Source organism: Kitasatospora sp. NPDC001225 (genome assembly GCF_053597855.1).
Map to the genome: position 1 here is coordinate 39,713 of NZ_JBSFJC010000003.1, position 12,820 is coordinate 52,532.

Below are 12,820 nucleotides of genomic sequence, written 5' to 3' on the forward strand. Positions count from 1 at the left end.
CGGCGCCGGGTGCGTGTCAGCGCCAGTACGAGGTGCAGCGGTCGCGGTGGGCGCGGAAGGCCTTGACCGGATCGCCCGACAGGTAGTGCCAGGGCGCCTTGGTCACGAGGCCGTCCAGCGCCTCGAACAGCAGGCGCGCGGTCTTGGGCTGGTCGGCGAGGGAGAAGGCCATCGCGAAGGTGTTGAAGGAGCCCTGCCAGCCGCGCGCCGGCTCGAAGGCCGGGTGCAGGACGGACCGGAAGGCCGCCTCCTGCAGCCCGGCCACCACGGCCGGACTGGTCAGGTAGGCGCGGTCCTCGCCGTCCGGGAGGGCCAGCCAGTGCTCCAGGTGCGCGACCGCGACCAGCTCGCCGAGGTGGCTGCCCTCCGGGGCGGCGAGCATCGTCGAGCGGGCGAACGCGTGCATCTCCTCGTGCGAACCGCCCCACTTGGCGCTCAGCTGCTGAAGCCTGACCCAGTGCGAGGCGGAGCTCCCCGGCGCCCGGCGCACCGCGGCCTCGAAGCGGCAGGTGGCGACCTCCGGGCCGAGCGAGGCCCCGAGGGCGCTGGTCTGCAGGAACCGCCAGGGGGCGTGCCAGGACGGCTCGCGCTCGGCGACCTCCAGCAGCTGCTCCTCGGCGGTGTCCAGCCGCTCGTGGAACGCCTTCCAGCGCTCCTCGGTGACGTCCTTGGCCCGGGCGCCCGTCCGGGCCTCCCAGCCCCAGGCGATCTGCCGGGCGCCGGACAGCAACAGCAGCAGCGTGTCGTCCGGGGCGTCGGCCAGCGCGCGGGACGTCCACTGCTCGACCCGGGGCACGTCGGATATCGCCCCGACGAGGAAGGTCAGCTCCTCGCCCTCGACGGCGGCCAGCGCGGGGCGCAGCGCGGCCCAGTCCCCGGCGGAGGCCTGCCGGAGCATCAGGCGCAGCGACTCGTCCCCGTACGCCGGGTCGAGCCGCGGCTCACCGCCACCGGCCGGCGCGGGCGCTCCGGCTCCCCGACGGCCGAAGCCGAACCCGAACCCGCGCCGCTCGGCCCGGTCCTCCGCGCCCTCCCCGCCGGAGCGGCGTCGGAACAGCGGCATGTCTGGCCCCCTCGAACGTCATCGGTATCTTTCGCACGACCGCACAGCGGCCACGGGAAAAGTACATATCACGGTCGACTGACATCCGTTTGCCCAGCCCAGCGCCCTGCCCGCCCGGCGAGGGGGTTCCGTCAGGCCGCGCCGAGCCCGGCGTCCGGCGTCTTCCCGGCCTGCGCCTGCTCGATCCGGTTCACCAGCATCACCGCGAACCTCCGCGTCGCGGGCACGTCCACCGGACCGCCCTCGCTGGTGACGCTCGCCACCACGGTGCCCGAGCGCACCACGATGCCGACGCCCTCGCCCTCGGCCAGCGGCCCCTGGAAGGCCTGGCTCTCGCTGCCCAGCGCCGGGGTGTCGACCTTCTTGAACGGCCCGGCGGAGTACGAGGCGTAGTTCTCCTTCAGCCGCTGCGCCGCCGCGTCCCGGCTGGGCAGGGTGTCCACCAGGAAGCGGACGACCACGTCGCCCGAGGAGAACCGGACCGACCCGCTCAGCGGCTTGCCCGCGCAGGAGGCCGCGGCGGCACCGGCACAGGTGACCTGGTGGTCGGCGGTGTCGACCTTCCGCTTCTCCTCCTCCCACCCGGTCATCGCCTTGGCGTCCGGCAGCACCTGGCCGACCACCTTGTCGTCCAGCAGCGCCGCCTCCAGGTCCGCGTGCGGGGCCTCGGCAGCGGCCGGGGCCGGTGCGGAGGCCGGCGCCGAAGCCGCCCCGGGGGTGTCGGCGGCCGCCGGCGCGGACGCGGACGCCCCCGCCGTACCCGTCGCCGCTCCCGACGCGGCCGGACTCGACGCGGACGGAGCCGCGGTCGAACCCGCGGCCGCCCCGCCCGCGCCCTTCGAAGACCCCCCGGAGGAGCACCCCGTCAGCACGCCCGTCAGCACCCCGGCCGCCGCCACCGCGGCGAGCACCCGCCGACCACCCATCCCGATCACCCTCCCCAGTCCTGTCAGTGATCCCTCAAGATAGCGACCGCCCCGCCCGCGAACGCCGACGGGGCGGCGACCTGTCGGTCACCACCCCGCCGTACTGCTCCGTCGTCCTGCCCTACCGGTGGATCAGACCGCCGGAACCGGGTAGGTCGGGTACTCGACGCCCGAGATGTACTGGACGACCCGGATCACCTGGCACGAGTAGCCGAACTCGTTGTCGTACCACAGGTAGAGGATCGCGTTGTCGCCCTCGACCTTGGTCGCGCCGGCGTCCACGATCGAGGCGTGGCGCGAGCCGATGAAGTCGCTGGAGACGGCGTCGGGCGAGTCGGTGAAGTCGATCTGGCGCTTCAGCGGCGAGGTCAGCGAGACGTTCCGCAGGTACTCCAGGACGTCCTCGCGGTTGGTCTCCCGCTTCAGCTGGAGGTTGAGGATCGCGATGGAGACGTCCGGCACCGGGACGCGGATCGAGCTGCCGGTGATCTTCGCCTGGAGGTCCGGCAGGGCCTTGGCGACGGCCGAGGCGGCACCGGTCTCGGTGATCACCATGTTCAGCGGCGCCGAGCGGCCGCGGCGGTCGGCCTTGTGGTAGTTGTCCAGCAGGTTCTGGTCGTTGGTGAACGAGTGGACGGTCTCCACGTGGCCGCGGACCACGCCGTACTCGTCCTCCATCGCCTTCAGCGGCGGGACGATGGCGTTGGTGGTGCAGGAGGCGCAGGACAGGATCTGCTCGTCCGGCTTGATCGTGTCGTGGTTCACGCCGTGCACGATGTTCGGGACGTCGCCCTTGCCCGGCGCGGTCAGCACGACCTTGGCGATACCGGGGCGCAGGTGCTTCGACAGGCCCTCGCGGTCGCGCCAGCGGCCGGTGTTGTCGATCAGGATCGCGTCCTTGATCCCGTACTCCGTGTAGTCGACCGTGGTCGGGTCGTCGGAGTAGATCACCGTGATCTCGTTGCCGTTGGCGATGATCTTGTTGTTCGCCTCGTCGACGGTGATCGTGCCCTGGAACTGGCCGTGGATGGAGTCACGGCGCAGCAGCGAGGCGCGCTTGACCAGGTCGTCGCCGCCGCTGTTGCGCACGACGATCGCCTTCAGCCGCAGGCCGTTGCCCGAGGCCTTCTCGACCAGCAGCCGGGCGACCAGCCGGCCGATGCGGCCGAACCCGTACAGCACGACGTCCTGCCCGGACCGGCGCTCCAGCTTGTTCTCACCGGTGGCGCCGACGACGGCCTGGGCGGTGAACTCCGCCACCGACAGGCCGCGGTCGTCCGCCTTGTACGTCGCGGCGAGCATGCCGAGGTCGATCTGCGAGGGGCCGAGGTCCAGGGCGGTCAGGGCCTCAAGGAACGGCATCGTCTCGGTGACCGAGAGCTCCTCGCCGGCTATCTGCCGGGCGAAGCGGTGCGTCTTGAGGATGCTGACCACCGACTTGTTCACCAGGGACCGGCTGTGGAGCAGAACGGTGACGTCCCGCTCCCGGTGCAGCCGCCCGATGATCGGGATCATCGACTCCGCGATCTCCTCGCGGTTCTTCCAGTCCGTGAACACGTCGTCGTTGACAGTCACAAGTCCATCTTTCGAGCTGAGGGTGTTGCCCACATGGTAGCTTCGCCCGCCCGCGCCCCGACCGCCGGTCCCTCCCCCACCCTCCCCACCCGAGCCCCCGACCTGCGCTTTCCCCCCACCCCCACCCCCGAAGGTGATCACCGCCACCCCCGATCCGACCACCCGTCGGGCGGCCCGGCGTGAGTGATCATCCGGGCCAGTACAGTGAAACGCACGGCCCGGGCGGACGGGCACGGGCACGAGGGGGCCGGGGTGGCGACGCTGGGCATGCACCGGGACTTCCTGATGGAGTTCGCGGCGCTGGAGAAGCCGGTGCAGCGGCGGGTCTTCGAGACCTTCGAGAAGTTCACCGAGGCCACCCACACCGGCGTGCACCTGGAGAAGCTCACCAACCAGCGGGACCCCCGGATCCGGACCATCAGGATCACCGACTTCTGGCGCGGGGTCGTCCTCAAGGCCGACCGGGGCGACGGCTACCTCCTGCTGAAGGTCCTTCCGCACGACAAGGCCAACGACTGGGCGGTCAAGCACCGGGCCTCCGTCAACGCCGCCACCCAGGGCGTCGAGATCCGCAACGACGTCGCGCTGGAACGGGCCTCCCGGTCGCTGAAGGCGCTGGCCGCCGACGAACCCCGCAGGCTCTTCGCCGACCGCTCCGACAAGGTCCTGCGCAGCCTGGGCGTCGACGAGGAGATCCTGCCGATCATCCGGCTGCTCCCCGACGAGGCCCATCTGGAGGCGCTCCACCGCGTGCTGCCGGAGCAGCAGTTCGACGTCCTGGTCGGCCTCGCGAGCGGGATGGAGCCGGCCGAGATCGATCGTGAGATCGTCCGGGCGTACGCCCGGGCGGCCGCGCCCACGAGCGTCGACCAGCCCGCCGACGGGCTGGTCTCGGCGATGGCCCGGGCGCGCGGCCGGGTCGCCCTGGTGTCCGGGCCCGACGAACTGCTGGAGATCCTGGAACGCCCCTTCGACGCCTGGCGGATCTTCCTGCACCCGGCCCAGTACCGGGTCGCCTACCGGGAGTCGTACAGCGGGCCGGCCCGGGTGACCGGCGGCCCCGGCACCGGGAAGACGGTGGTGGCCCTGCACCGGGCCTACCACCTGGCCCGCCGGTTGCCGGCGGACGCGCCTGACGGATCGATTCTGCTGACCACCTCCTCCGAGGACCTCGCCGCGGAGCTGGAGCGCTGCCTCGCCCTGCTCGTGACGGACGGACGGATCCGGGCGAAGGTCCGGGTGGTCACCGTCGACGCGCTGGCCGCCGAGGTCCTGCGGCGCTCCCCCGGCGGCGCCCCGTCGAAGGTCCTCTTCCAACAGCACCCGATCCTGGCCCGCTGGGGACGGGTCGCCCGCCGGCTCGGCGTCGGGTTCACCGACCTGTTCCTCGACCAGGAGTGGCGGCAGGTCGTACTGGCCCAGTCGATCGGGAGCCGGGAGCAGTACCTGAAGGCCCCGCGGACCGGACGGGGCAAGGCCCTCGGAACGCCGGAGCGGACCGAACTGTGGCACGCGGTGGCCGCGTTCGAGGAGGAGCTGCGCAAGGCCGGGGAGTTGACGTACCTCCAGGTCTGCGCGCGGGCCGCGCGGATGCTCGACGAACAGGGCGACCGCCCGTTCCGGCACGTGGTGATCGACGAGGCGCAGGACCTGCACCCCGTCCAATGGCGGTTCCTGCGCGCGCTCGTGGCCACCGGCCCGGACGACCTGTTCCTCTCCGGCGATCCGCACCAGCGGATCTACGGGAACAAGGTCTCGCTGCGCTCGCTCGGCATCCAGGTGGTCGGCCGCTCCTTCCGGCTCCGGATCAACTACCGGACGACACAGGAGATCCTCACCTGGTCCGCGTCCCTGCTCACCGGCGAACGCCCGGACGACATGGACGGCGGGGAGGACTCGCTGGCCGGCTACCACTCGACCCTGCACGGCGCCCACCCCGACGTGTCCGGCCACCCCGACCGGGCCGAGGAGTTCCTGGCCCTCGTCGCCCGCGTCGAGGAGTGGACCGCCTCGGGCGTGAGCCCGGAGGACATCGGCGTCGCCGTACGGACCGGACGGCTCGGCCGCGAGGCCGCCCACGCCCTGGGGCAGGCCGGGATCCCGACCCACGTGCTCGGCGACGCGCCGTCCCCCGGCATACGGGTCGGCACCATGCACCGGATGAAGGGCCTGGAGTACCGCTGCGTCGCCGTGGTCGGCGTCAGCGACGGCACGGTCCCGCTGCGCAGCGCGATCACCCCGGCGGACACCGACCCGCTGCAGCACCAGGAGGACCTCACCGGCGAGCTGAGCCTGCTCTTCGTGGCGTGCACCCGCGCCCGCGAGGCCCTCAGCGTGTCCTGGCACGGCACACCCAGCGTCTTCCTCGAACCGATCGCCCCGGCCCGGCTGCTCACCCGCTGACCCACGGCCCCGCGGGGCCCGCTCCGGGTGGTCGACCGGCCCGGGAGTTGCCCGGGGGTGCGGGTGGTGGGGTAATGGGAAACGGCCGGTGTTCGAGTGTGTGACGAGCAGCCCCGGGAGCTTGGGATGAGCGGTGGGCCGGAACCGATCAGTGCCGAGGGTCTGCGTGCGGTGCGGGAGGAATTGGCGCAGCTGCGGGTGGAGCGGGGGGAGGTGGCCGCGACGCTGCGCGGGGTGGAGCCGGTGGGGGACCGGGCGGACGCGGCGGACGAGTTGCAGCGGGCGTCGGAGGTGGCGCGGCTGGACCGGCGGATCGTCGAGCTGGAGGCGCGGCTGCGGGAGGCCGAGGTCGCCGGGGAGCCGTCCGCACGGGTGGTCGGGGTGGGGTCGACGGTGAACGTGCGGTTCGACGACGGCACGGAGGAGACCGTCGAGATCTCGGAGATCGCGGAGGAGCGGGACCTCACCCTGGTGACCTTCGACAGCCCGCTCGGGAAGGCGCTGCTCGGGCGGCACGCCGGGGAGACGGTGAACTACGACACCCCGGCCGGCGCGGCCAGCGCGGTGGTGTTGTCGGTGGGCGCCGACGCGGGCCCACAGTCGGGCTGAGGCGGCGCGAAGCGGCACGGCGCGGCACGGTCGAATTCCGGTCGGAATTCCGGGGGAAACGGGCCGGGATATCGGCGGGATATCGGCGGGGCTGTTGATAGGCGGGGCTTATCGGTTCAGTCGTGTCGCCTCTTTGACGTGCCGCGATGGCCTGCCGGACACTGGACGGGAATCGGGGAACCGCGAATTCCCAGCGAATTCCCGCCCCCGGAAAGCACCCGAGAGAAACCGAGCAGAGCGCGCGCATGCCCCCGTCCCGCACCGCCCGCTGGCTCCCGGCGGCCGCCGCCGTCGCCGTCGCCGCCTGGGGCGCCAACCAGTTCACCGCGCTGGCCACCGTGTACCGGGCGCGCACCGACTGGTCGGCGCTCTCGCTGGCCGCGATGTTCTCGGTCTACCTGGTCGGCCTGGTGCCCGGGCTGCTGCTGGGCGGGTCCGCCGCCGACCGGTACGGCCGGCGGCGGACGGTGCGCGGCGCGCTGGGACTGTCCGCCGCCGCCAGTGTCGTGCTGGCGCTGCCGGACGAGCCGTCCGTGTACGCCGCCCGGCTGGCCACCGGCTTCGCGGCCGGGCTGGTCTTCCTGGCCGGGACGGCCTGGCTGCGCGAGCTCTCCGGGCCCGCCGTCCCGCCCGAGCGGGCGGCCCGCCGGGCGATGTACGCCACCGGTACGGGCTTCGCGGCGGGCGCGCTGGCCTCCGGGGTGCTCGCCGAGTGGCTGCCCGGCCCGACGGTGCTGCCCGCCCTCGCCCACGCGCTGGGCTGCCTGCTGGTGCTGCGGGCCACCCGCGGGCTCCCGGAGACGAAGCCGGAGGCCAGGGCAGGGGCCAGGGCGGCGGGCGGGCCGGAGAGCGCCCCTGGCCGCGGCACGCCCCCGCACCGCACGGCGGCCGTCCGCCACCCCCGGTTCCGCTACGTCGTGCTGCCCGCCAGCCCGGCTGTGCTCGGCGCCGCCACCGTGGCGTACGTGGTGCTGCCGCCGCTGGTCGCCGACCGGGTGCCCGGCTACGCGCCGCTGTTCAGCGGCCTGGTCGCGGCGCTGACCCTGGCCACCGGCGTGGTCGCCCAGCCCTTCGCCGCCCGGCTGGACGACGCGGACAGCGCCCGGGCCACCCTCACCGCGATGGCCACCGTGATCGCCGGGCTGCTGCTCGGCGCCGTCGCCGCCGCCCGCGACTCGGTGGGCCTGGTGGTGGCCGCCGCCGTGGTCCTCGGCACCGGGTACGGGCTGACGCTCGGCGCGGGGCTGCACGAGGTGGAGCGGCTCACCCGGCACGCCCCCGACCCGCACGCCTCCGGCCCGACCTCCGCCTCGCTCTACCAGAGCACCACCTCCAGCGGCTTCCTCACCCCGCTGCTGCTCGCCGGCACCGCCGGCCACGCCTCCTACCCGGCGCTGCTGGCGGGCATGGCGGCCGTCGGCCTGCTCTGCCTGGCGGTCACCGCCGCCCACAGCCGCCGCCACCTGCCGGCCGGGGAGCACCCTGAGCCGCCGACGCGCGAGGATGCATCCGTACAGTCCGTCGCCAGCACACCACCGAGGAGCCGACCGCCATGGGCCGAGTGACCGTACCCCGTAGAGTGCTGCGCCTGCGCCAGGGCGCGCCCTCGTACCGTCCCGACACCCTGGCCGCCGAGGAGCCGATGGAGATCCGGGTCGGCGGGCGCCCGCTGACGGTGACCATGCGCACCCCGGGCAGCGACTTCGACCTGGCGGCCGGCTTCCTGGTCAGCGAGGGCGTGGTGCACGCCGCCGGGCAGGTGGCCGGCATCCGCTACTGCGCCGGCGCGACCGCCGACGGCGGCAACACCTACAACGTGGTGGACGTCCAGCTGGCCCCCGGTGTGCCCGCCCCCGACGCCTCGCTGGAGCGCAACTTCTACACCACCTCCTCCTGCGGCCTGTGCGGCAAGGCCAGCCTGGACGCGGTGCGCACCACCGCGCCGTGGAGCGTCGCCGAGGACGGGCTGCGCGTCACCCCCGCGCTGCTCTCCGCGCTGCCGGACCGGCTGCGCGCCGCCCAGAAGGTCTTCGACAGCACCGGCGGCCTGCACGCGGCCGGGCTGTTCGACGCCGACGGGCGGCTGCTCTGCCTGCGCGAGGACGTGGGCCGGCACAACGCCGTGGACAAGGTGGTCGGCCACGCCCTGCGCGAGGGGCTGCTGCCGGCCCGCGGCACGGTGCTGATGGTCAGCGGCCGGGCCTCCTTCGAGCTGGTGCAGAAGGCCGTGATGGCGGGTGTCCCGCTGCTCGCGGCGGTCTCCGCGCCGTCCTCGCTGGCCGTGGACCTCGCGGAGGAGACCGGGCTGACCCTGGTCGGCTTCCTGCGCGGCGAGTCGATGAACGTCTACACCCGCGCGGACCGGATCGACGTCGGCCCGGACGTCCGAACCGACGCCGAGGCCGCCGTCCGGGAGGAAGGCCGGTAGATGCTATTCCGCCAGCTGGAGTACCTCGTCGCGCTCGCCCGCGAGCGCCACTTCGCCCGCGCCGCCCAGGCCTGCCACGTCTCCCAGCCCGCGCTCTCCGAGGCCCTGCGCAAGCTGGAGGACGAGCTGAAGGTGCTGCTGGTGCGGCGCGGGCGCAGCTACGAGGGGCTGACGCCCGAGGGCGAGCGGATCGTGCTGTGGGCGCAGCGCATCCTGGCCGACCGGGACGCCCTGCGGGACGAGGTGGACGCGCTGCGCACCGGCCTGGCCGGACGGCTGCGGATCGGCTCGGTGCCGACCGCCTCGGGCGCCGTCCCGCTGCTCACCGGACCGTTCTGCGCCGCCCACCCGCTGGCCGCCGTGGAGCTGTCCACCGACCTGCGATCCGACGAACTCCTGCGCCAGGTGCGGAACTTCGAGATCGACGCGGGCATCACCTACCTGCCCGGAGCGGGCGCCGACGACCTGCGCGCGCTCCCGCTCTACGAGGAGCGGTACGTCCTGCTGACCGGTCCGGCCGACGAGCTGGCCCGGCACCCCCGGGCGACCTGGGAGGAGGCCGCCCGGCTGCCGCTGTGCCTGCTGCACCCGGGCATGCAGGGCCGCCGGGTGCTGGACGAGGTGTTCGCGGGCCTCGGCCTCGAGGCCGCGCCCCGGGTCGAGACCGACTCGGTGGCCTCGCTCTTCGCCCACGTCCGCACCGGCCACTGGGCGAGCATCGTGCCGTACGCCTGGCTGCACGTGTTCGGCGTACCGCACGGGATGCGGGCCGTCCCGCTGGCGGAGCCGGTGCACAGCGCGCCGATCGGGCTGGTGACCGCCGCCCGGGAGCCCGGCTCGGTGATGGCCCGCGCGCTGCTGGAGGTCGCCCGGCGCACCGAGGTGGCCGCCGTCCTCGGCAGCCTGCCGGGCGGCGCCTGACCACCGGGCGCCCACACCGGGCGCACGGACCCTGGGCACGGAGGCCCGGCACCCGCGGCCGCTCGACGCGCGCGCCCCGACCGCCCGGCATAGCCTCGACCCAGCCCCGGTTGTCCGACCCGTGCGACGGAAGGCGAGTACCGTGACCACCTCCGACGACGCCGCCACCACTCCCCCGCGGAAGCAGCCGCAGGAGCCCCCGCGGGAGCCGCGGGAGGACGTCGGCCCCTCCCCCGCCGGGCCGCCCCACGTCGCGCCGTACCACCACCCGGCCGCCGGCTGGGGCGCCGCCAAGAGCGTCACCCGCTTCCTGGCCCGCGAGGGCGCGTACCTGGACGGGCCGCGGGCGGTGATGCGGATGAACCACGAGAACGGCGGCTTCGACTGCCCCGGCTGCGCCTGGCCCGACGACACCAAGGGCCTGCACCTGGACATCTGCGAGAACGGCATCAAGCACGTCACCTGGGAGATGACCCGCAAGCGGGTCGGCCGGGAGTTCTTCGCCGCCCACTCGGTGACCGAGCTGTCCGGGTGGAGCGACTTCGCGCTGGAGGACCAGGGCCGGCTCACCGAGCCGATGGTCTACGACCCGGACACCGACCACTACGTCCCGATCGGCTGGAAGGACGCGTTCGCCCTGGTCGGCCGCACCCTGCGCGGGCTGGACGACCCGAACCGGGCGGCGTTCTACACCTCCGGCCGGCTCGGCAACGAGGCGACCTTCCTCTACCAGCTGCTGGCCCGCGAGCTGGGCACCAACAACCTGCCCGACTGCTCCAACATGTGCCACGAGGCCAGCGGCCGGGCGCTGCAGGCCTCGCTCGGCACCGGGAAGGGGACGGTCGACCTCAAGGACTGGGAGGTCACCGACGCGCTGTTCATCCTGGGCGTCAACGCGGCCTCCAACGCGCCCCGGATGCTCACCTCGCTCGCCGAGGCGTACAAGCGCGGCGCGCAGGTCGTCCACATCAACCCGCTGGTCGAGGCGGCGGCGACCCGGACGATCATCCCGCACGACTTCACCGACATGGCGCTGAACCGGGCCACCCGCACCAGCACCCTCAACCTCCAGCCGCGGATCGGCGGCGACATGGCGCTGCTGCGCGGCATGGCGAAGGCGATCCTGGAGCAGTCCGCGGCCGACGACCGGGCGCTGGACCGGCTGTTCATCGACCGCCACACCACCGGCTTCGAGGCCTACCGCGACATCTGCCTGGCCACGCCCTGGGAGGAGATCGAGCGCCAGAGCGGGCTGGAGCGGGCCGACATCCTCAGGGCGGCCCGGGTCTACCGGGAGGCCGACCGCTCGATCTTCAGCTGGTGCCTGGGCGTGACCCAGCACGAGCACGGCGTGGACACCGTCCGGGAGATCGTCAACCTCCTGCTGCTGCGCGGCAACCTGGGCCGCGAGGGGGCGGGCCCCTCCCCCGTGCGCGGGCACAGCAACGTCCAGGGCAACCGCACCTGCGGCATCGACCACCGGCCCGCCGCCGGGTTCCTGGACCGGCTCGCCGAGGTGTGCGGGATCGAGCCGCCGCGCGAGCACGGGCTGGACACCGTCGGCACGATCGAGGCGATGCGGCGCGGCGACGTCACGGTGTTCGTCGGTATGGGCGGCAACTTCGCGCTCGCCGCGCCGGACACCCCGTACACCCGGCAGGCCCTGGAGACCTGCGAGCTGACCGTCCAGGTGAGCACCAAGCTGAACCGCAGCCACCTGGTGCACGGGCGGGCCGCGCTGATCCTGCCCTGCCTGGGCCGGACCGAGAAGGACCACCAGCGCGCCGGGGTGCAGTCCACCTCGGTCGAGGACTCGATGAGCATGGTGCACCTGTCGGTCGGCATGAAGCGCCCGGCCTCGCCGCACCTGCTCTCCGAGCCCGCGATCGTCGCCGGGATGGCCCGCGCGGCGCTGCCGGACAGCGCCACCCCGTGGGAGTGGTACATCGAGGACTACGACCGCATCCGCGACACCATGGCCCGGGTCCTGGACGGCTTCGAGGACTTCAACCGCCGGGTGCGGCTGCCGCTGGGCTTCCGGATCAAGCAGCCGGCCCGCGAGCTGGTCTTCGACACCCCCTCCGGCAGGGCCGAGTTCTCCGCCGCCCCGCTGCCCGACGTCGTCCCCGGGGCGGGCACCCTGGCGCTGGGCACGATGCGCTCGCACGACCAGTGGAACACCACCATCTACTCGGACGACGACCGCTACCGGGGCGTGAAGAACCTGCGCACCCTGGTGTTCATGAACCGGGACGACATGCGCGAGCGCGGGCTGGCCGAGTTCGACCGGGTGGACGTCACCAGCACCGCCCGGGACGGCAGCACCCGCTCGGTGCACGGCTACCTGGCCGTCCCGTACGACATCCCGCGCGGCTGCGCGGCCGGGTACATGCCGGAGCTGAACGTGCTGTGCGCGATCGGCGACTACAGCACCCAGAGCGACCAGCCGATCATGAAGCACCTGAAGGTGACGATCGAGAAGTCCTGAAGCGGAGGACCGGGACGAGCGCCGCGGAGCGCCCGGAGCACCCGCCAAAGGTAAAGGTTTAACCAAGTGCGCAAGTATCACCTCCGGACGGGACTAAGCTCTGACGAGTTGGGGTGAACCGGCGGTCGCGTTGCGCGGGCCGGTGAACTCCTTGCCGCGTCGATGACACGCACCACGGGGTGCGCCGGCCGGGAGGAGGCGAGAGACATGGATTGCAGTAGTCCGGGCCACAGTTGCCCCTACCCCCGCTTGCCCTCGTACACCTCCGGCATGCGGTAACAACCTTCCCTGCACAACGTCCTGACGATCCGTCAGCCACGACGTCCACGCCACGTCCGCACGCGGCTCCGCCGTGCCCGAACACCTCCGTACGGGCCGCGCAGCCGCGCGCCGATGCGCCGTGTCCG

9 protein-coding genes are annotated in these 12,820 nt (G+C 73.5%); 6 read left to right on the forward strand and 3 right to left on the reverse strand.

Going from position 1 to position 12,820, the window contains the following annotated elements; genetic code table 11:
• Positions 1-16: 16 nt before the first annotated feature.
• The 3 genes from ACWDCZ_RS01500 to ACWDCZ_RS01510 all read right to left on the reverse strand — a co-directional run bounded on the left by ACWDCZ_RS01500 (position 17) and on the right by ACWDCZ_RS01510 (position 3,564).
• Entirely contained in the window at positions 17-1,063 is a 1,047-nt protein-coding gene (locus ACWDCZ_RS01500; protein WP_449814936.1) for a hypothetical protein, read from the reverse strand.
• Positions 1,064-1,194: 131 nt separating this feature from the next.
• Positions 1,195-1,989, reverse strand: coding sequence for a hypothetical protein (locus tag ACWDCZ_RS01505; RefSeq protein ID WP_449814937.1), 795 nt, complete (start codon positions 1,987-1,989; stop codon positions 1,195-1,197).
• A gap of 132 nt (positions 1,990-2,121) precedes the next feature.
• Positions 2,122-3,564, reverse strand: coding sequence for a glyceraldehyde-3-phosphate dehydrogenase (locus ACWDCZ_RS01510; RefSeq protein ID WP_049660894.1), 1,443 nt, complete (start codon positions 3,562-3,564; stop codon positions 2,122-2,124).
• 252 nt (positions 3,565-3,816) lie between these two features.
• On the opposite strand from ACWDCZ_RS01510, the gene ACWDCZ_RS01515 reads away from it, so the two are divergent.
• The 6 genes from ACWDCZ_RS01515 (at position 3,817) to ACWDCZ_RS01540 (ending at position 12,413) form a co-directional block, all read left to right on the forward strand.
• Positions 3,817-5,967, forward strand: a complete 2,151-nt coding sequence (locus ACWDCZ_RS01515; RefSeq protein WP_449814966.1) for a UvrD-helicase domain-containing protein — start codon at positions 3,817-3,819, stop codon at positions 5,965-5,967.
• A gap of 126 nt (positions 5,968-6,093) precedes the next feature.
• A complete protein-coding gene (locus ACWDCZ_RS01520; RefSeq protein WP_375874542.1) occupies positions 6,094-6,576 on the forward strand; it encodes a GreA/GreB family elongation factor in 483 nt (160 codons plus the stop codon).
• Between the two features lie 245 nt (positions 6,577-6,821).
• A complete protein-coding gene (locus tag ACWDCZ_RS01525; protein WP_449814938.1) occupies positions 6,822-8,141 on the forward strand; it encodes an MFS transporter in 1,320 nt (439 codons plus the stop codon).
• Positions 8,129-9,004: a formate dehydrogenase accessory sulfurtransferase FdhD gene (fdhD, locus tag ACWDCZ_RS01530; RefSeq protein WP_049657281.1), complete on the forward strand. Its 876-nt coding sequence runs from the start codon at positions 8,129-8,131 to the stop codon at positions 9,002-9,004. Before ACWDCZ_RS01525 ends, fdhD begins: the two co-directional genes overlap by 13 nt.
• Positions 9,005-9,925, forward strand: coding sequence for a LysR family transcriptional regulator (locus ACWDCZ_RS01535; RefSeq protein ID WP_449814939.1), 921 nt, complete (start codon positions 9,005-9,007; stop codon positions 9,923-9,925).
• 142 nt (positions 9,926-10,067) lie between these two features.
• Positions 10,068-12,413 carry an FdhF/YdeP family oxidoreductase gene (locus ACWDCZ_RS01540; RefSeq protein ID WP_449814940.1) on the forward strand — a complete coding sequence of 782 codons (2,346 nt, stop codon included), beginning with the start codon at positions 10,068-10,070 and terminating at the stop codon, positions 12,411-12,413.
• The last annotated feature ends 407 nt before the right edge of the window (positions 12,414-12,820 follow it).

What these genes read in the sequence shown, in the direction of transcription:
- ACWDCZ_RS01520 (WP_375874542.1), top strand. Translation starts at nt 6,094, where the DNA reads ATGAGCGGTGGGCCGGAACCGATCAGTGCCGAGGGTCTGCGTGCGGTG.
- ACWDCZ_RS01500 (WP_449814936.1), bottom strand. Translation starts at nt 1,063, where the DNA reads ATGCCGCTGTTCCGACGCCGCTCCGGCGGGGAGGGCGCGGAGGACCGG.
- ACWDCZ_RS01505 (WP_449814937.1), bottom strand. Translation starts at nt 1,989, where the DNA reads ATGGGTGGTCGGCGGGTGCTCGCCGCGGTGGCGGCGGCCGGGGTGCTG.
- ACWDCZ_RS01525 (WP_449814938.1), top strand. Translation starts at nt 6,822, where the DNA reads ATGCCCCCGTCCCGCACCGCCCGCTGGCTCCCGGCGGCCGCCGCCGTC.
- fdhD (WP_049657281.1), top strand. Translation starts at nt 8,129, where the DNA reads ATGGGCCGAGTGACCGTACCCCGTAGAGTGCTGCGCCTGCGCCAGGGC.
- ACWDCZ_RS01535 (WP_449814939.1), top strand. Translation starts at nt 9,005, where the DNA reads ATGCTATTCCGCCAGCTGGAGTACCTCGTCGCGCTCGCCCGCGAGCGC.